The organism is Diaphorobacter aerolatus, from assembly GCF_014489535.1.
In the GTDB taxonomy this organism is placed as follows: domain Bacteria; phylum Pseudomonadota; class Gammaproteobacteria; order Burkholderiales; family Burkholderiaceae_C; genus Diaphorobacter_A; species Diaphorobacter_A aerolatus.
Window position 1 is genome coordinate 3164783 of the sequence record NZ_CP060783.1, and the last position, 19042, is coordinate 3183824.

The 19042-nt window shown below is 63.7% G+C and carries 12 protein-coding genes and 4 pseudogenes; 10 read left to right on the forward strand and 6 right to left on the reverse strand.

Annotation, left to right across the window (positions count from 1 at the left end):
- Positions 1 to 2 precede the first annotated feature (2 nt).
- Positions 3 to 143, reverse strand: coding sequence for a hypothetical protein (locus H9K75_RS14690; protein WP_187726175.1), 141 nt, complete (start codon positions 141 to 143; stop codon positions 3 to 5).
- On the opposite strand from H9K75_RS14690, the gene mltA reads away from it, so the two are divergent.
- Entirely contained in the window at positions 76 to 1281 is a 1206-nt protein-coding gene (mltA, locus tag H9K75_RS14695) for a murein transglycosylase A (RefSeq protein ID WP_187723183.1), read from the forward strand. The two genes, H9K75_RS14690 and mltA, sit on opposite strands and share 68 nt — an antisense overlap.
- Before the next feature lie 40 nt (positions 1282 to 1321).
- Here mltA and H9K75_RS14700 read toward each other — a convergent pair.
- Positions 1322 to 3081, reverse strand: a pseudogene (locus H9K75_RS14700) (MFS transporter).
- A gap of 125 nt (positions 3082 to 3206) precedes the next feature.
- Positions 3207 to 3710, reverse strand: coding sequence for an Lrp/AsnC family transcriptional regulator (locus tag H9K75_RS14705; protein ID WP_187723184.1), 504 nt, complete (start codon positions 3708 to 3710; stop codon positions 3207 to 3209).
- A gap of 174 nt (positions 3711 to 3884) precedes the next feature.
- On the opposite strand from H9K75_RS14705, the pseudogene H9K75_RS14710 reads away from it, so the two are divergent.
- From H9K75_RS14710 to H9K75_RS14740, 7 genes and pseudogenes are all read left to right on the forward strand, one after another.
- Positions 3885 to 7515, forward strand: a pseudogene (locus H9K75_RS14710) (indolepyruvate ferredoxin oxidoreductase family protein).
- Between the two features lie 774 nt (positions 7516 to 8289).
- Positions 8290 to 8619 carry a preprotein translocase subunit YajC gene (yajC, locus tag H9K75_RS14715; RefSeq protein ID WP_187723185.1) on the forward strand — a complete coding sequence of 110 codons (330 nt, stop codon included), beginning with the start codon at positions 8290 to 8292 and terminating at the stop codon, positions 8617 to 8619.
- A 201-nt stretch (positions 8620 to 8820) separates the two neighbouring features.
- Positions 8821 to 10739 (forward strand): annotated as a pseudogene (gene secD / locus H9K75_RS14720) (protein translocase subunit SecD).
- A 22-nt stretch (positions 10740 to 10761) separates the two neighbouring features.
- A pseudogene (secF, locus tag H9K75_RS14725) lies at positions 10762 to 11717 on the forward strand (protein translocase subunit SecF).
- Positions 11718 to 11860: 143 nt separating this feature from the next.
- Positions 11861 to 14452 (forward strand): DUF1631 family protein, encoded by a 2592-nt coding sequence (locus H9K75_RS14730; RefSeq protein WP_187723186.1) that lies wholly within the window; start codon positions 11861 to 11863, stop codon positions 14450 to 14452.
- Between the two features lie 43 nt (positions 14453 to 14495).
- Positions 14496 to 14780: a hypothetical protein gene (locus H9K75_RS14735; RefSeq protein ID WP_187723187.1), complete on the forward strand. Its 285-nt coding sequence runs from the start codon at positions 14496 to 14498 to the stop codon at positions 14778 to 14780.
- The gene (locus H9K75_RS14740) at positions 14762 to 15007 is read left to right on the forward strand and encodes a hypothetical protein (protein ID WP_187723188.1); all 246 of its coding nucleotides are present in this window, start codon (positions 14762 to 14764) and stop codon (positions 15005 to 15007) included. The genes H9K75_RS14735 and H9K75_RS14740 overlap by 19 nt, the downstream gene beginning before the upstream one ends.
- Before the next feature lie 21 nt (positions 15008 to 15028).
- Here the strand turns inward: H9K75_RS14740 and recX are convergent, their stop codons facing one another.
- Both recX and recA read right to left on the reverse strand, forming a co-directional pair.
- Positions 15029 to 15502 (reverse strand): recombination regulator RecX, encoded by a 474-nt coding sequence (recX, locus tag H9K75_RS14745; RefSeq protein ID WP_187723189.1) that lies wholly within the window; start codon positions 15500 to 15502, stop codon positions 15029 to 15031.
- A 68-nt stretch (positions 15503 to 15570) separates the two neighbouring features.
- Positions 15571 to 16740: a recombinase RecA gene (gene recA / locus H9K75_RS14750; protein WP_226858233.1), complete on the reverse strand. Its 1170-nt coding sequence runs from the start codon at positions 16738 to 16740 to the stop codon at positions 15571 to 15573.
- 173 nt (positions 16741 to 16913) lie between these two features.
- Here recA and H9K75_RS14755 point away from each other — a divergent pair, with 173 nt between their 5' ends.
- On the forward strand, positions 16914 to 17405 hold the full coding sequence (locus H9K75_RS14755) for a MarR family winged helix-turn-helix transcriptional regulator (protein ID WP_187723190.1): 492 nt from the start codon (positions 16914 to 16916) through the stop codon (positions 17403 to 17405).
- A gap of 114 nt (positions 17406 to 17519) precedes the next feature.
- On the opposite strand, the gene H9K75_RS14760 is transcribed toward H9K75_RS14755, so the two are convergent.
- The gene (locus H9K75_RS14760) at positions 17520 to 18086 is read right to left on the reverse strand and encodes a phosphonate degradation HD-domain oxygenase (protein ID WP_187723191.1); all 567 of its coding nucleotides are present in this window, start codon (positions 18084 to 18086) and stop codon (positions 17520 to 17522) included.
- A 211-nt stretch (positions 18087 to 18297) separates the two neighbouring features.
- Between H9K75_RS14760 and H9K75_RS14765 the strand changes: the two genes are divergently transcribed.
- Positions 18298 to 18972 (forward strand): response regulator, encoded by a 675-nt coding sequence (locus tag H9K75_RS14765; protein WP_187723192.1) that lies wholly within the window; start codon positions 18298 to 18300, stop codon positions 18970 to 18972.
- Positions 18973 to 19042: the final 70 nt, after the last annotated feature.

Genomic DNA, 19042 nt, shown 5'->3' on the forward strand with positions numbered 1-19042 from the left:
TCTCAGTTGTCGCTATCCTTGCGCTGCTGTGAATCGCCGGAGCCTGGCGGTTCACCCTTCTTGCGCCCGGAGAACATGGTCCACCAGACAATGGCGACCAGGATGATCAGGGCCAAAAGTGCCTCTATCAAAATCAACACCATGAATTTTCGACTCCTGCGCCTGGTTGCAACGACGCTGATTGTAGGAACGCTCGCGGCCTGCTCGACCAAGCCGACCCAAACCCCTGCTCCCGCACCCGAAACTCCGGTCCCTGTCACGGTGCCCGAGTACCACCCGGTGCCGGGCACGCTGAACCAGTCCAAGAGCCGCTGGGTGCCGGTGGAGTGGAGCGATCTGCCGGGCTTCTCCGACGATTCCTTGTTCGAGGCGTGGAACGCCTGGCTGCGCAGTTGCGAGAAGCCTGCTCCCGCGTTTGCCCCGCTGTGCGCGGACGTGCGCCGGTTGTCGATTGCCAACGGCGAGGAGCAGCGCGCCTGGATGATGGACAAGCTGCGTCCTTACCGCGTGGAAGGCAACGACGGCAAGGTCGATGGCATGCTCACCGGTTACTACGAGCCGTTTCTCGACGCTTCGCGCACACCCGGCAATGGTTTCAACGTGCCGCTGTATGCGCCGCCCGCCGATCTCGGGGTGCGCAAGCCGTGGTTCACGCGCCAGCAGATCGACACGCTGCCCGCCGCGCAGGCCGCGTTGCAGGGCAGGGTGATCGCCTGGGTGCGGGATCCAGTCGAGGCGATGGTGCTGCACATCCAGGGCTCGGGCCGGATTCGCGTACAGGAGGCCGATGGCACCATGCGCGTGACGCGGCTGGCCTTCGCGGGCACGAACGACCAGCCCTACAAGAGCATCGGCAAGTGGTTGCTGGATCAGGGTCTGGTGCGCGATGCGACCTGGCCCGGCATCACCGCCTGGACGCTGCAGAATCCGCAGCGCGTGAACGAGCTGCTGTGGGCCAACCCGCGCTATGTGTTCTTCCGCGAGGAGCAGCTCAGCGCGCTGGACGCAGGGTTTGGGCCACGCGGCGCGCAGGGTGTGCCGCTGACGCCCGGGCGCTCGATTGCGGTTGATCGCGCGAGCATTCCCTACGGCACGCCCGTGTGGCTGGCCTCGAGCGGCCCGACGGTGCAACTGTCGCGCCTGGTTCTGGCGCAGGACACGGGCAGCGCGATTCTCGGTGCGGTGCGCGCCGACTTCTTCACGGGCTGGGGCCACGAGGCAGGTGAAGTGGCGGGGCGCATGAAGCAGAACCTGCGGCTCTGGGCGCTCTGGCCGAGGTGAGTTCCTTGCATCGACTCGACGCTTTTTCTGCTGCCCGGCGCTACTCGATTTCCACGACGTAGCGCGTCACGACCGGCGGATTTTCGCCAACGTGAAACGCCAGCCTGCGATCCCGCAGTGCCATGTCGGCATTGGTGGAGCGGTCAAAGCGCCGCAGATGTTCCACCCACGATTCATCGAGAATGCGCTCCACGTAACGTCGCGGATCGGCGATGTCGTGCTCCAGTTCCCAGCGCAGCGCGCCTTGCTGCAGGCGGGTGCGGCGGCTTTCCTTCATGACGGCGCGAAATTCCTGCGCCCGGGCCGGATCGATGAAGTATTCGATGGTCACCACCAGATGCAGGCCGGCTTGGGGCGTGGTGCTGGCCTTGGGGCGGTTGATCGCGGTGGCGGGACTCAGGTCTTCCTCGCCCGGACGATTGCGCACCACGCGCTGAATCAGCAGCATGATGACCACGCCCGAAAACGCGGCGATCCCGAGGCTCACGTGCACGCTGAACATCGACGCGACCTGTCCCCAGAGCGCCGCGCCCGCAGCCGTGGCGCCCATGATGCACATCTGATAGATCGACATGCCGCGAGCGCGCACCCAGTTGGGCAGCACCAGCTGCGCGGCCACGGTCAGCGAATTGGCGGTCGTGATCCAGGCGGCCCCGCGAGGATCATCGCGGGCACGGCGACATACACGTTGGGTGCCACGGCGATCACGGCCGTTGCAACCGCCTGCGCGGCGGTGCCGTAGCGCACCAGTTCGTCGAGCGTCATCAACTGGCGCAGGCGCGGCAGGAACATGGCCGAGCAGATCGCGCCCGCGCCCATCGAGGCGAGCAGCAGCGTGAAGGTTCCCGCGCCGCCCGATTCGAGATCGCGTGCCACCAAGGGCAGGAGGGCCAGCAGCGCGGTCGCGTGGAAGAAGAAGATCGAGATGCGCCACAGCACTGCGCGCATCGCGGGCGATTCGCGCACGAAGGTCACGCCCACGCGCATGGCGCTGGCCAGGCGTTCGCGGCCCAGCGGATTGGCCGGGTGTACGCGCCGCCAGCGCATGATGGTGAAGCCCGCCACCAGCGACAGCGCGGCATTGAGCACGAACACCCAGGCGCTGCCAGCGCTTGCGATGATCGCTCCGGCGACCAGCGGGCCGATGATGCGCGAGGCATTCATCGCCACGCCGTTGAGCGCCAGCGCCGAGGGCAGTTGCTGGCGGCTGACCAGTTCCGGCACGATGGCGGCAAACACCGGCCAGCGCATTGCCAGGCCGATGCCATTGGCGAAGGTGAGGGCAAGCAGCAGGCTCGCGCTCATGCCGCCGCTCAGGATCACCGCGCACAGCACCATGGCGACGCCCGCGACCCAGAACTGGGTGATCATGAAATATTTGCGCCGATCCAGAATGTCCGCGAGCGCGCCACTGGGCAGTCCGAGCAGGAACACCGGCGCGGTCGAAGCCGTCTGCACCAGTGCCACCATCACGGGCGAACTGGTCAGCGTGGTCATCAGCCAGGCCGTTGCCACGTCGTTCATCCACATGCAGGTATTGGCGACGATCCAGGTGCCCCAGAGCATGCGAAACACCGGCACGGACAGCGGCCCGAATGGCGAGGCCGACGCCCGCTCGGCGGCGCTGCGCTTGAGTTCGGCGGCGGCTGCGGCTTCGGCCTGAGCGGCGCGTTCGCTGTTGACGTTCTGATGACCGGAATCGTCGACCGGCTCCGCATCGCCCGTGAGGCGAGAGTCCTGGTCGGCGGAACCGTCCGTGGCGGGCTGCGGCCCGGTATCGTGAGGTGGCTGTGGCGGCATGTCAATCGATTGTCGCGTTGATATCCGTCAGGGCTTGTCTGACGCCGGCTCATGCCGCCAGCGGGATTGCGGAAATTGGAAACAAGCTGTAGCCGATCATCCCGCCAGGCGGAATATTCAAGCCGTTATTTCACCGTTTTCGGTTGCAGCGCCGTCGTCGCCAGATGCGTGAGCGGCAGAGCGCCGGCCATCTTCACCTCGCCCAGTGAAAAGCTGGTGTGCATGTCTTTCACGTTGGGCAGATTGAGCAGCACGTTGCGCGCGAAATGCGAGAAGCTGTCCAGATCCCGGGCCACCACCTGTAGCTCGAACGTGCCGCTGCCGCTGATGTAGTGGCAGGCGACGACCTCGGGAATCCTGGCAATCGCTTCTTCCATCGCCCGCGTGAGATCGCCGGTGTTGCGCTCGGCATCGAGCCGCACGAAGGCGAGCACGCCGAGCCCGACCTTGTGGCGGTCGATCTCGGCGTGGTAGCCCAGGATGAAGCCGGCTTCCTCAAGCGCGCGCACGCGCCGCCAGCAGGGTGCCGCCGAAAGCCCCACGCGCTGCGCGAGTTCCGCATTGGTCAGGCGTGCGTTGTTTTGCAGTTCCGAAAGGATTGCAAGATCGAATTTGTCCAAAGTTTCCATTTCACTATTGTTTTAGGAAAGATTCTTTCTCGCATTGGGGTAAACACGGCACAAAAAGAAAACACATATCCAGATTGCGCGCATACACTGCGCGGATACGGGCAAGAACCCAGAAGCCCGATAATTGATGCTGCTCAAAAGGCGGCCACCCACAATCACGATGGAGACAAGGCTATGAACGCCCCGCTGCCCGAATCAATTCGCCGCGCGCTGGAGACAGTGTCGCTGGAAGACAAATACACGCTCGACAGTGGCCGGGCGTTCATGAGCGGGGTGCAGGCCCTCGTGCGCCTGCCCATGCTGCAGCGCCAGCGCGATGCGCACAATGGTCTGAACACCGCCGGCTTCATCAGCGGCTATCGCGGCTCGCCGCTCGGCACCTATGACCAGTCGCTGTGGGCCGCCAAGAAGCATCTGGCCGAGAACAACATCGTCTTTCAGCCGGGCGTGAACGAGGAACTGGGCGCGACCGCCGTCTGGGGCACGCAGCAGCTCGACCTCTATCCCGATTCGAAGAAATTCGATGGTGTGTTCGGCATCTGGTATGGCAAGGGTCCGGGCGTGGATCGCTGCTCGGATGTGTTCAAGCACGCCAACATGGCGGGCACGTCCAGGCACGGCGGCGTGATCGCGATTGCGGGTGACGACCACATCAGCAAAAGCTCGACCGCGGCGCACCAGAGCGACCACATCTTCAAGGCCTGCGGTCTGCCGGTGTTCTTTCCGAGCAGCGTGCAGGACATCCTCGACATGGGGCTGCACGCGTTCGCCATGAGCCGTTTCTCGGGCCTGTGGTCGGGCGTGAAGACGATTCAGGAAGTGGTGGAGTCGTCGTCCAGCGTCTCGGTCGATCCGGACCGCGTGAAGATCATCATGCCCGAGGACTTCCCGATGCCGCCCGGTGGCCTGCACATCCGCTGGCCCGATCCTCCGCTCGAGCAGGAAGCGCGCCTCATGGACCACAAGTGGTACGCGGCGCTGGCCTATGTGCGTGCCAACAAGCTCAACTACAACGTCATCGAAGGCCCGAACGACCGCTTTGGCATCATCGCGAGCGGCAAGGCCTTCAACGACACGCGCCAGGCGCTGGCCGATCTGGGTATCGATGACGAGACCTGCCATCAGCTCGGCATCCGCCTGCACAAGGTGAACGTCGTCTGGCCGCTCGAGGCCACGATCACGCGCGACTTCGCGCAAGGCCTGCAGGAAATCCTGGTGGTCGAGGAAAAGCGCCAGGTCATCGAATACCAGGTCAAGGAAGAGCTGTACAACTGGCGCGCCGACGTGCGTCCCAACGTGCTCGGCAAGTTCGACGAGATCGAGGGCGACAACTCCGGCGGCGAATGGAGCATGCCCAACCCGAGCCAGAACTGGCTGCTGCGTCCCAAGGCCGACCTCACCCCCGCGATCATCGCCAAGGCCATTGCCAAGCGCCTGAAGAAGCTCGGCGTGTCGAGCGACATCGCCCGCCGCATGGACGAGCGCATCGCCGTCATCGAGGCCCGCGAACTCGCGCTGACCGAACCCAAGCAGCAGACCGGCGACCGCGTGCCATGGTTCTGCAGCGGCTGCCCGCACAACACCAGCACCCGCGTGCCCGATGGCTCGCGCGCCGTGGCCGGCATCGGCTGTCACTACATGACGACCTGGATGCCGGATCGCAACACCAGCACCTTCACGCAAATGGGCGGCGAGGGTGTGACCTGGGTCGGTCAGGCGCCGTTCACCAAGGAAAACCACGTGTTCGCCAACCTCGGCGACGGCACGTACTTTCACAGCGGGCTGATGGCGATCCGCCAGAGCATCGCCTCGAGCGCGAACATCACCTACAAGATCCTGTACAACGACGCCGTGGCGATGACCGGTGGCCAGCAGGTGGGCGAGCGCCCCGAGGGTCACTCGGTCGCGCAGATCGCGCACAGCCTGCGTGCCGAAGGCATCGTCAAGCTCGTGGTGGTGACGGACGAGCCCGAGAAATACCATGGCCGCACGCAGCAGGCCGAGCCCAATGCGGCGCGCGCCAAACATGCCGAGCTGATCAACGATCTGCCGTCCGGCATCGAGGTGTTCCACCGCGACGAGCTGGACCGCATCCAGCGCGAATTCCGCGAGATCAAGGGCGCAACCGCCATCATCTACGACCAGACCTGCGCGACGGAAAAGCGCCGTCGCCGCAAGCGCGGCAAACTCGCCACGCCCGCCAAGACCGTGATCATCAACGAGCTGGTGTGCGAGGGCTGCGGCGACTGCTCGACCAAGTCGAACTGCCTGTCGGTCGAGCCGGTGGAAACCGAATTCGGCCGCAAGCGCCGCATCAACCAGAACTCCTGCAACAAGGACTATTCCTGCGTGAATGGCTTCTGCCCGAGTTTTGTGACCATCGAGGGCGGCGAGCTCAAGAAGGCGAAAAAGGAAAAGAAGGGCGATCTCACGCAACTGCTGCCGATCCCCGAGCCCGTGCTGCCCGTGGCCGAAAGCGCCTGGGGCATCGTGGTTGCGGGCGTGGGCGGAACGGGCGTGATCACCATCGGCTCGCTGCTCGGCATGGCCGCGCACCTCGAAGGCAAGGGCGTGATCACGCAGGACGCTGCGGGTCTCGCGCAAAAGGGCGGATCGACGTGGAGCCACATCCAGATCGCCAACCGCCCGAAGACATCTTCACCACCAAGGTGGACACGGCCAAGGCCGATCTCGTGATTGGCTGCGACCCGATCGTTGCCGCCACCAAGACCACGCTCGCCGTGATGCAGCCGGGCCGCACCTTCGTGGCGCTGAACAAGCACGGCACGCCCTCGGCGGCGTTCGTGAACGACCCGAACTGGCAGTTCCCCGAAGCGAGCTGCGAAGCCGCCATTGCGGACGCCGTGGGCGCCGACCTGGTCGGCCTGTTCGATGCCGAGCAGGTCGCGGTGCAACTGCTGGGCGACAGCATCTACACCAATCCGTTGATGCTCGGCTACGCATGGCAAAAGGGACGCGTGCCGCTCACGCACGCGTCGCTGATGCGGGCCATCGAACTCAACGGCGTGCAGGTCGAAAACAACAAGGCCGCGTTCGAATGGGGACGTCGCTGCGCATACAAGCTCGCCGAAGTGCAGGCCCTGTTCCAGACCGCGCAGGTGATCGAGTTCGTGAAGAAACCCGGCCTCGCCGAAATGGTGAACAAGCGCGTGGAATTCCTCACCGCGTATCAGAACGCGGCCTATGCAAGGCGTTACAGCGACTTCGTGGAAAAGGTGAAACAGGCCGAAGCCAGGCTCGGCCCGGCCACCAAACTGTCCGAGGCGGTTGCGCGCTATCTGTTCAAGCTGATGGCGTACAAGGACGAATACGAAGTGGCGCGCCTGCACACCGATCGGGCGTTCGTCTCCAGGATCGAGAACATGTTCGAAGGCGACTTCCGCATCGTCCATCACCTCGCACCGCCAACGACCGCGAAGAAGAACGACAAGGGCGAACTCGTCAAGAAGAGCTACGGTCCCTGGATGCGCAAGGCCTTTGGCGTGCTCGCCGGCTTGAAGGGCTTGCGGGGCACGGCCCTCGATCCGTTCGGCAAGACCGAGGAGCGCCGCACCGAACGCGCGCTGATTGAGGAATACCGCGCGAGCGTCGAGGAAATCCTCAAGAGCCTGAACGCCCGCAATCTCCCGCTGGCCATCGAGATCGCCCGCATACCCGAGGAGATTCGCGGCTATGGGCATGTGAAGGAGCGGCATCTGCATGCGGCTCGGGGAAGTGGGAGGGGTTGCTTTCCCAGTGGCGTGGGGTGCCGGTGGAGATCGTCAAGCAGCGGGAGATTGCTTGATCCTCGGCGTGAGTTGTGCCATTTCCTGGGCTGCTGGCCGGGTCTCGCCCCGGCGGGCGAATTACTTTCTTTTTTCAAAAAAGAAAGTAATCAAAGAAAGTTGAGTCCGCTGCCCACGACCCCTCGCATTGCGAGGGGCGACCTGGGGCGAGACGGTCGTGCGGTGCACGGCAAAACTCGCTGCGAGCCTGCGGCTCTCCGCTCAAACAATTGCCGTGAGCTAGACATTGAAGCTGTTGCGTCACTTGACGCAACAGCCACCGCACAACCGCCTCGCCCCAGGCGTGGTCAGAGGGCGGGAGTCGGCACTTCGCTGCGCTCGTGCAGTAGCGGGCACCAACGCCTCCACGCAACTCAAACCCGGCACGAGCGCAGCGACGTGCCGAACGCACCTCTTTCCAGCTGACTTGCGGCGGTTGTCCGAGCGAAGTGACGAAGGAACGAAGCGAGTTCTGCCGCAGGTATTCAAAGCGTTTTTTGGTGCCTTTTTGGCAAGACAAAAAGGTACTGCGCCGCCGGGCGCAATCCCGGCCAGCAGCACAAAACTACTCAAACAAAAGCAAAAAAGATAGCAACCCAACCAAAAACCCATAGAGAGAAAAAGCTTTTAAACCCCCTTTGAGCGTTGCAAAGGGCCTCCAAGCCCTGTCCCCAAACAGGCTTTGCCAAGCCACAACCACCTCGCCCGAATACAATACTCTGTTGCGCTGGCGAAGCCACGCCCCCGTTTCGTTCCCATTCGACCATCCTGCTGATAGAAAGTGGAGTCTTCACGTGTTTATTTCCAATGCCTTTGCCCAGACTGCGCCGGCCGCCGCCGAAGGTGGCCTGATGGGCTCGCTCACCGGCATGCTGCCGCTGGTGCTGATGTTCGTGGTGCTGTACTTCATCATGATCCGGCCCCAGATGAAGCGTCAGAAGGAGCACCGCGCCATGATCGACGCGCTCGCCAAGGGCGATGAAATCGTCACCTCCGGTGGCCTGCTGGGCAAGGTGTCGCGTCTGGGCGAAGGTTTTGTACACCTCGAGATCGCCGATGGCGTCGAAGTGCAGGTGCAGCGCAGCGCCGTGGCGCAGGTGCTGCCCAAGGGAACGCTGAAGTAACAAGCCAGCCACATCAACCGTAGACCGTAGTAGTAGTAATAGTAAACCCCACGGTTTCGGCCAAGTCCGTTGCGGGCATGCATGCGTGCCCGTCGTCGATGGCCCGGTGAAGCAATGAAGCAGGCGGGCCCGCCTCGTGCAGAAGGGGCCTGATGGCTGCTCACCGGACCGTCACTCTCCGTGATAGTGAAGAGCGCGATCATGAACCGATATCCGGTCTGGAAATACGCGATCATGGTGATCGTGTTGCTGTTGGGGGTGCTGTACACCCTGCCGAATTTTTTCGGCGAAGCTCCCGCAGTACAGGTGTCGTCCCTCAAGGCGACCGTGAAGGTGGACAACGCCGTGCGGCAGCGTGTGGAAGACGCGCTGAAGGCCGGTGGCATGCAGCCGGATTCCGTCGTGCAGGAGGGCAATTCGATCTTTGCCCGCTTCGACTCGGTGGACAACCAGGCCAAGGCCAAGACGATCGTCGAGAAGGCGCTGATCCCCGACGCCAACGATCCGACGTTCATCGTGGCGCAGAACATGCTTTCGCGCTCGCCCGCCTGGCTGACCGCGCTGCATGCGCGTCCGATGTATCTGGGTCTCGATCTGCGTGGCGGCGTGCATTTCATGCTGCAGGTGGACATGGGCGCCGCCATCACCAAGAAGGTCGAGTCCTATGCGGGCGACCTGCGCGCTGCACTGCGTGACAAGAAGATCCGCCACGGCGGCGTGAGCCGCAATGGCGACGCGGTCGAAGTCAAGGTGCGCGACGAAGCCACGCTCGCGCAGGTGCGCAATCTGGTCACCGATACCATTCCCGATCTGTCCGCCACCACCAGCTCCGATGGCGAAGGTTTCGTGCTGCGCGCCACCATCAAGCCCGAAGCCATGCGCAAGGTGCAGGAACAGGCGCTCAAGCAGAACATCACCACGCTGCACAACCGTATCAACGAACTTGGCGTGGCCGAGCCGGTGATCCAGCAGCAGGGTCTGGACCGCATCATCGTGCAACTGCCGGGCGTGCAGGACACCGCCAAGGCCAAGGACATTCTGGGCCGCACCGCCACGCTGGAAGTGCGCATGGTGGACGAAAGTGCCGAGGCGCGTTCGGCCGAAATGGGCCAGGGCCCGGTGCCGTTCGGCAGCGAAAAGTACCTGGACCGCAACCAGATTCCGGTGATCGTCAAGAAGCAGGTGATCCTGACCGGCGAGAACCTGAACGACGCGCAGCCCGGCTTCGACGGCCAGACCCAGGAGCCGACCGTCAACCTGACGCTGGACTCCAAGGGCGCAAGCATCTTCAAGCAGATCACTGCTGAAAATGTGGGCAAGCGCATGGCCATCATCCTGTTCGAGAAGGGCAAGGGCGAGGTCGTGACCGCGCCCGTGATCCGCTCCGAAATCGGCGGGGCCGCGTGCAGATTTCCGGTCGCATGACGACGCAGGAAGCCAACGACACCTCGCTGCTGCTGCGCGCCGGCTCGCTCGCCGCGCCGATGGAAATCATCGAGGAATACACCATCGGCCCGAGCCTGGGCGAGGACAACATCCAGCGCGGTATCCACAGCGTGGTGTGGGGCATGGTGGCGATTGCCGTGTTCATGTGTATGTACTACATGCTGTTCGGCGTGTTCTCCACGATCTCGCTCGGCGTGAACGTGCTCCTGCTGCTCGCGATATTGTCGATGCTGCAGGCGACTCTGACGCTGCCGGGCATTGCGGCCATGGCGCTGGCGATCGGTGTGGCGATTGATTCGAACGTGCTGATCAACGAGCGCATCCGAGAGGAACTACGCGCCGGGGTTGCGCCGCAGCAGGCGATCTCCGCCGGATACCAGCACGCCTGGGCGACGATTCTGGACTCCAACGTCACCACGCTGATCGCGGGTCTCGCGCTGCTTGCGTTTGGCTCCGGCCCGGTGCGCGGCTTTGCGGTGGTGCACTGCATCGGCATTCTGACCAGCATGTTCTCGGCGGTGTTCTTCTCGCGTGGTCTGGTGAACCTCTGGTACGGCCGCAAGAAAAAGCTCAAGAGCGTTTCCATCGGTCAGGTCTGGAAGCCGGAAGGCGAGTCGGGCCATCGCTCCGTGGCCTCGGGTCGTGCCGTCGTTGACGGCGATGGCGATCAATAAATAAATAAGAAAGGGGAAGACCATGGAGTTTTTCCGGATCAAAAAAGACATTCCGTTCATGAAATACGCGTTGATCCTCAACGTGATTTCATTCGTCACCTTCGCGCTGGCCGTGTTCTTCCTGGTCACGCGCGGCCTGCATCTGTCGGTGGAGTTCACGGGCGGCACCGTCATGGAGGTCGCCTACAAGCAGACCGCCGACATCGGCAAGGTGCGTGATGCGGTCGCGAGTGCGGGTTTCACGCAGGATGTGACCGTGCAGAATTTCGGCGGCTCGCGTGACGTGATGATCCGCCTGCCGGTGCAAAAGGGCGTGTCCTCCGCTCAGCAGAGCGATCAGGTGATGAGCGCCCTGAAGGCCGCCGATCCCGAAGTGACGCTGCGCCGCACCGAGTTCGTCGGGCCGCAGGTGGGCGAGGAACTGGTCCACGGCGGCCTGATGGCGCTCGGCATGGTGGTGCTGGCATCATCGTCTATCTGGCGTTCCGCTTCGAATGGAAGTTCGGCGTGGCCGCAGTGATCGCCAACTTGCACGATGTGGTGATCATCCTGGGCTTCTTCGCATTTTTCCAGTGGGAGTTCTCGTTGTCGGTGCTGGCCGGGGTGCTCGCGGTGCTGGGCTATTCGGTCAACGAATCGGTGGTGATTTTCGACCGGATTCGCGAGGCGTTCCGCAAGTTCCGCAAGCTCAGCACGCCCGAGGTGATCGACCACGCCATCACCTCGACGATGAGCCGCACCATCATCACGCACGCGTCGACCGAGGCGATGGTGCTGTCGATGTTTTTCTTCGGTGGCCCGAGCTTGCACTACTTTGCGCTGGCACTGACTATTGGTATTCTGTTCGGCATCTATTCCTCCGTGTTCGTTGCGGCCGCCATCGCCATGTGGCTGGGCGTCAAGCGCGAGGATCTGGTGAAGGCGCCGTCGCGCAAGGATCTGGACCCGAACGATCCGAACGCCGGAGCCGCCGTCTAAGAGCAAAAGTCCAACAGTTGGGAGATCCGTGTCGCCGCAGCCTTGAATCTTGATACAGAATCCGGGTTGATGGCGTCTCGGGTCCACCGGCTACTGCGGTGGGGATAGACCCATAGGCCCTCGCCGCACATAATCAATCTCCTATGGAATATCCGCCGTCCTCTCCTACCGACCAGCGTCTGGCCCTGCATGGTCGCCAGCGCTTTGCCGAAGGGGTGGTCGCCGGACTGGCGGCACTGGGCACGAGGCTGCAGGAATTCTTCCTCACGCTTGCCGAGCAGTCGGGCGTGGTTCGCGACATGCAGACCAATCGCGACGCCTGGATGTCCTACAAGGCACACGAGGCCGACTGGCTGCAACGCCTCACCAGGACCTGGAACGAGGCAGGCGCGGCAGGCAGCACCCTGCACCAGGCGGCATCCACGGTATCGCCAGCGCCCAATGAGCTATCGCTCGATGGCGGGTTTGAGCTGCTCAGCGACGACGTGGTCGAAAACAAGATCCTCGCATCGCGGATTGCGCTCACCGTGAGCGAGCAGGCGGGTAGCCACTTCGAGACGGTCAAGGTGCGCACGCAGCGGCTGCAAGGCCGGGAGCTTTCCAGTCGCGACCTGCTGCGGCCCGAGACGGTCTGCCTTGACGTGGTCGACCAGTGGATCGAATCCGGCATGTCGCGCGCCGATCTGCAACTGGTGATCGATCCGCTGCAAACCGAACTCGGCAACCTGCTCGAAAAGGAATACAAGGCGCTCAACAAGCTGTTCGAGGAACGTGGAGTCTCCGCGTCGGCCAGCGATGATCTGCGCTCGCGCGTCAAGCGCACGGCCTCGCACGGCGGTGGCGGTGCTGGCAACAGCATGGCAGGCGCGCTCAACAGTGGCTACGACAGCGGACCGGCGCCGATGGGCCAGAGCAGCGGTTTCGGCGGCATGCCGCTGCACGGCTATCCCACGGGATTTGGCGTGGCCGGTGCGGGCGGCCTGTTTCCCATGCCGCAGGGCGCGGGCTGGGCGAACCCGGGCCAGATGCATCAACCGGGTGCGGCGCATGCAGGACATGGCGGGCACGCCGCCCATCCGCCAGGCTCGCAGTTCTCGTCCCAGCCGATGCCGCAGATGTCGCCGCAACTGGCCGCGCAGATCAACGCCCAGATGGCGATGAACGCGCAGCTCAACGCGCAGATGAGCGCGCAAATGGCGGCTTCGCCGTTTCTTGCGCCGCTGCAACGCGCGCGCCAGAGAGCTGCGGCAGTGATGGTGCAACTGCGCAACCTGCTCACGCAGCCGGCCATGAACTACGACATGGTCAACGCACCACCGGCCTCCGCCGCGCTGGTGCAGGCGATGACCAACTACCACGCCATGTCGCCCGACACCATGCTGTTGACCGTGCCCGGCGGCATGGCAGCGCTGACCAAGCCGCAGGACTACACCCCGCAGGTGGTCAATCAGGTCATCGGCGCGGTCCGCGAGCGCGCCGCCGAGTTCAAGAAGAAAGCCTCGAGCGCCAGCGAAAAAGCCATCATCGAAGTGGTGGCGCTGATGTTCCAGAGCATCCTGAACGAGGACCGCCTGCCGCCCTCGATCCGCGTATGGTTTGCGCGGCTACAGGTGCCGGTGCTGCGCGTGGCGCTGGAAGAGCCCGAGTTCTTCAACAACGTCACGCATCCGGCCCGGCAACTGATTGACCGCATGGGCGCGTGCGTGCTCGGCTTCGACGCGGCCACCATCAACGGCACGGCGCTAGAGGCTGAGGTGCGGCGCGTGGTGCAGGTGATCGAGCAGTATCCCGAGACCGGCAGCCGTGTGTTCCAGCTCGTGTTCGAGGAATTCGAGCGCTTCATCGCCAAGTCGCTCGCCGAGAGCAAGAGCACGCAGAAGATCGTCGGCGTGGCGCAGCAGGTCGAGCAGCGCGAGACGCTCTCGGTGCAGTACACGATCGAGTTGCGCGACATGCTCAAGGACATGCAGGTGCGCGACGAGATTCGCGAGTTCCTGTTCAAGAACTGGGCCGAGGTGCTGGCGGTGTCCGCCGTGCGCAGCGGCCCGCAGCATGACGAGACTGTGGCACTCAAGCGTACGGCCGCCGATCTGGTCTGGGCGGCGAGCGCCAAACCGCATCGCTCCGAGCGCGCGCAGGTGATCCAGAATCTGCCCAATCTGCTGCAGAACCTGCGCCACGGCCTGTCCCTCACGGGCGTGACCGGCGCGCCGCAGGACGCGCTGATCAAGGTGTTGACCGACACGCTGGCCGATGCCTTCCTCTCCAAGACCGCGACGATTCCGCGCGAGTACATCGACGCCATGATCCAGCGTCTGGCGAATCTGGAAGACGTGATCGGCGACACCGACGCGGGCGACTTCGAGCTGTCGTCGGAGAACGTGGAAATGCTGCTCGGCATCGACGCCTCGTCGATTCACGTGATCCCCGACAACGGCTCGCCCGTGCGCGACGAGGTCGTGCGCTGGGCCCAGCAGATGCCGCTGGGCGCGTGGTTCACGCTCGACCACAACGGCTCGTCGGCGCAGGTGCAATATGCCTGGCACAGCCGACGCAAGAAGCTGCATCTGTTTGCCGCCATCGACGGCACGAGCTATCTGATCCAGTTGCGCCGCCTTGGCACCTACCTGCAATCGGGCCTGCTGGTCGCGCAGGAGGAAGAGGCGCTCACCATGCGCGCAACCCGCGATGCGCTGGTCAAGCTGAACGCCAATCCGGAGCGGCTGCTCGGTTGATGGCACTTCATGCGCATGCGGCACGCCGTCCTGGCGCGGGTGCGTGACGACACCCATGAACCAGCCGCCGTTCTTTCCCGTCTCGCTGCGCAAGCTGGCCGTGCTGAGCATCTGCACGATGGGTCTTTATCACCTCTACTGGTTCCATGCCCACTGGCGGCACGTGCGCGTATGGAATGGCGGGTGCGATTTTTCCCCCGCGCGGCGCACGCTGCTGTTCCTGTTCTTTTGCTACCCGCTGTTTCGCCGCGTGCGCACGCTGGAGGCAAAAACCGATGGCGGCTCCCCCTGCAGGCCGGATTGCTCACCGTGGGTTACGTCGCGGTGAACCTGCTGGATGTTCTGCCCCATGTCTGGGCGTTGCTGAGCATCTTCGGCTTTGTCTTTCTGCTGCCGGTGCAGGCGCATGCGAACCGCCTGAACGAAAGGCAACTGGGTTCGGTGCCCTTTGATCGCAACGCATCGCTGAGCGCGTGGAACTGGGTGGTCGTCGTGGTGGGCGCGATGCTGGTGGTGATCAGCGTGTTGGCCGCCGTGAGTGACGCGTCCAAGTAGTATCCAGCCGGCGCGACCGGATCAAGCGACGTCGTCGCCGTCGTCCTTGCCCGCAGTCTTGAGTACCTTGCGCACCAGCTCGCCGCTGAATCCGCGCGATGCCAGAAAGCGCATCTGTTTGGCGCGCTCCTGCGGGGTTTCGGCGGGCGGTCTGCCGCCAAACTTGCTTTTCCATACGGCGGCCGCGCGCTCGAATTCCGTTGCCTGCAATTGCGCCGCCGTGGCCTTGATGAGCGCATCGTCGAGCCCCTTGCTGCGCAGTTCGTGGACCACGCGCTGCGTGCCCATGCGCGCGGCTCGGCGGTGCACGACCGACGCGGCCACGCGCTCCGGATTGATGAATTGCCTGGCTTCGAGATCGTCGAGGATTGCGGCCAGATTCTCGCCTTCCTCGACATGTTGCGCGAGCTTGGTTTCAAGCTCCAGGCGCGAATGTTCGCGCTGCGCGAGCAGCCTCAGCGCGCGGCCTTTGAGCGAGAGTTTGGCGAATCCCATGGTCTTTCCGCATGAGCGAATCTGAAATGCAAAAAGGGGCCGTTCAGCCTGAACGGCTGCACGGCCCATCAAGTCGAAAATGATTCGACAATTGCAAAGAAAACTGTTTCCTGAAACGCGTCGTGGCTCAGGGCCTGATCAGGCCTCGTCGCCGTCTTCCGCCGCGTCCTTGTCGGCGGCGGGGCGGCCGTAACGGCGGTCACGCCGATCGGTGGAATGCCCAGTGATTCGCGCACCTTGTTCTCGATTTCGATGGCCAGATCGCGGTTCTCGCGCAGGAATTCACGTGAGTTGTCTCGGCCCTGGCCGATTTTTTCGCCGTTGTAGGCATACCATGCGCCGCTCTTTTCAACGATGCGCGCATTCACGCCCATGTCGATGATTTCGCCTTCGCGCGAGATGCCTTCGCCGAACAGAATGTCGAACTCGGCGGTCTTGAACGGCGGCGACACCTTGTTCTTGACCACCTTTACGCGGGTCTCGTTGCCGATGGCCTCGTCGCCCTTCTTGATGGTGCCGGTGCGGCGGATGTCGAGGCGCACGGAGGCGTAGAACTTGAGTGCGTTGCCGCCGGTGGTGGTTTCGGGCGAGCCGAACATCACGCCGATCTTCATGCGGATCTGGTTGATGAAGATGACCATGCAGTTGGTCTTCTTGATCGTCGCGGTGAGCTTGCGCAGCGCCTGGCTCATCAGGCGCGCCTGCAGGCCAGGCAGGGCGTCGCCCATCTCGCCTTCGATTTCGGCCTTGGGGGTGAGCGCGGCGACCGAGTCGATCACGATCAGGTCCACCGCGCCGGAGCGCACCAGCGAATCGACGATCTCGAGCGCCTGCTCGCCGGTGTCGGGCTGGCTGATCAGCATCTCGGAGAGATTCACGCCGAGCTTCTGTGCATAGCTGGTATCGAGCGCATGTTCCGCGTCGATGAACGCGCAGGTGCCACCCTGCTTTTGCATCTCGGCAATCACCTGCAGCGTGAGCGTGGTCTTGCCCGAGCTTTCGGGGCCGTAGATCTCGATCACGCGACCGCGCGGCAGGCCACCCACGCCGAGCGCCACGTCGAGGCCGAGCGAGCCCGTGGAAACCACCTGGATGTCGGCAATGGCCTCGCCTTCGCCCAGGCGCATGATCGTGCCCTTGCCGAATTGCTTTTCGATCTGCGCCAGCGCGGCCTGCAAAGCCTTGGCCTTTTCGCTGTTGTCAGCCGTACCTGCGGTGCTCTTCACAGTGGTGTCCATGGTGGGTGTCCTCTTGCTCGTTGCCATTGCGATGTCCGATCTTGATTTGAATAGAACTGTTTTTAAATACAGTCTGTGTGCTTGAACAGTAGTTTAGGCGGGGATACTTTCCTGTCAAAGCAAATTTTGGTCAGTTTGCCTGACAATATGAGACAACGCACCAAGGCCTGAAAATGACCGAACTCCATCCCGCAACGCCCGCGTCCGACGCGTGGCGCGAGACCCATCTGGGCCGCCTTCTGGGTCACGCCATGCGCCGCTTCGATGAGCGCGTCTACCAGCTCATGGCACATGACGTGCAGGTGCCGCTTGCGCTGTCCAATCTCGCGGCGCGCGAGCAGGTGAGTGCCGCGCACATCCACATCACTCGGCATCTGTCGCTCGCCGGTGATCGCTTGACCGATCTCGCGCAATCCGCCGGGATGACCAAGCAGGCCATGGCCAGCCTGGTCGATCAATGTGAGGCCTGGGGCCTCGTGACCAGAGAGCCCGATCCGCACGATGCCCGCGCGCGCATCGTGCGCTTCACAGCGACCGGGCTGGCGTGGCTCAAGGCGTTCGAATCGGCGGTCGCCCAAGCCGAAGCGGAGTTTCGCGAGGCCGTGGGTGCGGAGGTGGCGACCGTGGTCACGCTGGGATTGGAGGCTTATGGCGAATTGGGGTGACGCGCCCAGTGCTCCAACTGGTCCTGCACCGCGGGCCCACAGGTGCGACGGCCGGGGTCATTCGCAGACAGGCGGATGGCTGCTGGCTGTACGTGATTGACCACGCGATGGCCTTCACGTTGCCGGATGCGTGAGCGTGGCCCTGGCGTCCTCGACGTGACGGATGAAATGCGCAAGCTCGGGAACGCGGGCGTTGGCCGTCTTGGCAAGGTCGTCCCAGCGTCGCAAGGCCAGCGCATCGCGCGCGAACGGGCGGGCGGCAAATGCTTGCGCCTGCTCTTCGGTGAACACGCCGCCTTGCAGTCGCAGGCTGCGCACCGAATCGGCGGACAGCGACGCGAGGTAACCGGGCTCGTGCAGGCAGAGATAGCGCTTGGCGTCCACATGCAGGCGAATCGGCGCGAGCGTGGCTTCGCCAACGAGCCCGCGCAGAAAGGGAATGCAGCGGTACTGGTGCACGTCGTCCACGCCGTGCGCGGTGGGTGAGCCCTGCATGTCGTGCAGCAGGTGGCCGAGGTCATGGAGCAGGGCCGCGGCGATGAGGGGGCTTGCGGCGCCGGACTGCTCGGCCAGGTGGGCCGATTGCAGCGCATGTTCGAGCTGGGTGACGGGTTCGCCGTCGTATTGCGCATCGCCTCGGGTTTCGAACAGGTGGACGATGTCTGCGACGGTGAGGCTCATGGGCGGTGTAGTGGTTCGCGTATTGCACGACAGATACCTTTTGCGGACGCGAGCGCGCTCGCGACCCTACAATTTCGGTATTGCCCTGCGGCGCAACTAAATCACTTTCCCGTGACGGGACGGTGACAAATCCGGTGCGTCGATTGAGAGCACGGCCAATCAAGGGCGCTCATTCACGAGCGCGCCACCACCGGAAACATGGAGACGGGTAATGCGCATTCTCATCGCTGAAGATGATCAGGTTCTGGCCGATGGGCTGCTGCGCACGCTGCGGGCGTCGGGTGCGGTGGTGGATCACGTGGCCAATGGGTCCGAGACCGACTCTGCGCTGTTGACCAACAACGAATTCGATCTGCTGATTCTCGATCTCGGCCTGCCCAGGATGCACGGGCTCGAAGTGCTCAAGCGACTGCGCAGTCGCGGCTCGGCCATGCCGGTATTGATCCTCACTGCCGCCGACAGCGTGGAAGAGCGCGTACAGGGCCTCGACTACGGCGCGGACGATTACATGGCCAAGCCGTTTTCCCTTCAGGAACTGGAGGCCCGGGTGCGTGCGCTCACGCGGCGCGGAATGGGCGGCGCGACCAGCGTCATCAAGCATGGCCCGCTGACCTACGACCAGACCGGTCGCGTCGCCACCATCGACGGCAAGATGGTCGAACTGTCGGCGCGTGAACTCGGCTTGCTGGAGGTGCTGCTGCAGCGCGCAGGCCGACTCGTGAGCAAGGATCAACTGGTCGAGCGGCTGTGCGAGTGGGGCGAAGAGGTTAGCAACAACGCCATCGAGGTCTACATCCACCGTCTGCGCAAGAAGATCGAAAAAGGGCCGATCCGCATAGCCACCGTGCGCGGCCTGGGCTACTGCCTCGAAAAAATTCCTGGGTGACTTACTTTTGCCGCGCGAGCTTTGGCGGTGCCGGTGGGAGGATGGTGGTTCCCCGGTGGCCCGCCCGTCA

Excerpts from the sequence above, each read along its gene's own strand:
- mltA (WP_187723183.1), top strand. The coding sequence starts at position 76 with ATGGTCCACCAGACAATGGCGACCAGGATGATCAGGGCCAAAAGTGCC.
- H9K75_RS14690 (WP_187726175.1), bottom strand. The coding sequence starts at position 143 with ATGGTGTTGATTTTGATAGAGGCACTTTTGGCCCTGATCATCCTGGTC.
- H9K75_RS14705 (WP_187723184.1), bottom strand. The coding sequence starts at position 3,710 with ATGGAAACTTTGGACAAATTCGATCTTGCAATCCTTTCGGAACTGCAA.
- H9K75_RS14730 (WP_187723186.1), top strand. The coding sequence starts at position 11,861 with ATGGAATATCCGCCGTCCTCTCCTACCGACCAGCGTCTGGCCCTGCAT.
- recX (WP_187723189.1), bottom strand. The coding sequence starts at position 15,502 with ATGGGATTCGCCAAACTCTCGCTCAAAGGCCGCGCGCTGAGGCTGCTC.
- recA (WP_226858233.1), bottom strand. The coding sequence starts at position 16,740 with ATGGACACCACTGTGAAGAGCACCGCAGGTACGGCTGACAACAGCGAA.
- H9K75_RS14755 (WP_187723190.1), top strand. The coding sequence starts at position 16,914 with ATGACCGAACTCCATCCCGCAACGCCCGCGTCCGACGCGTGGCGCGAG.
- H9K75_RS14760 (WP_187723191.1), bottom strand. The coding sequence starts at position 18,086 with ATGAGCCTCACCGTCGCAGACATCGTCCACCTGTTCGAAACCCGAGGC.
- H9K75_RS14765 (WP_187723192.1), top strand. The coding sequence starts at position 18,298 with ATGCGCATTCTCATCGCTGAAGATGATCAGGTTCTGGCCGATGGGCTG.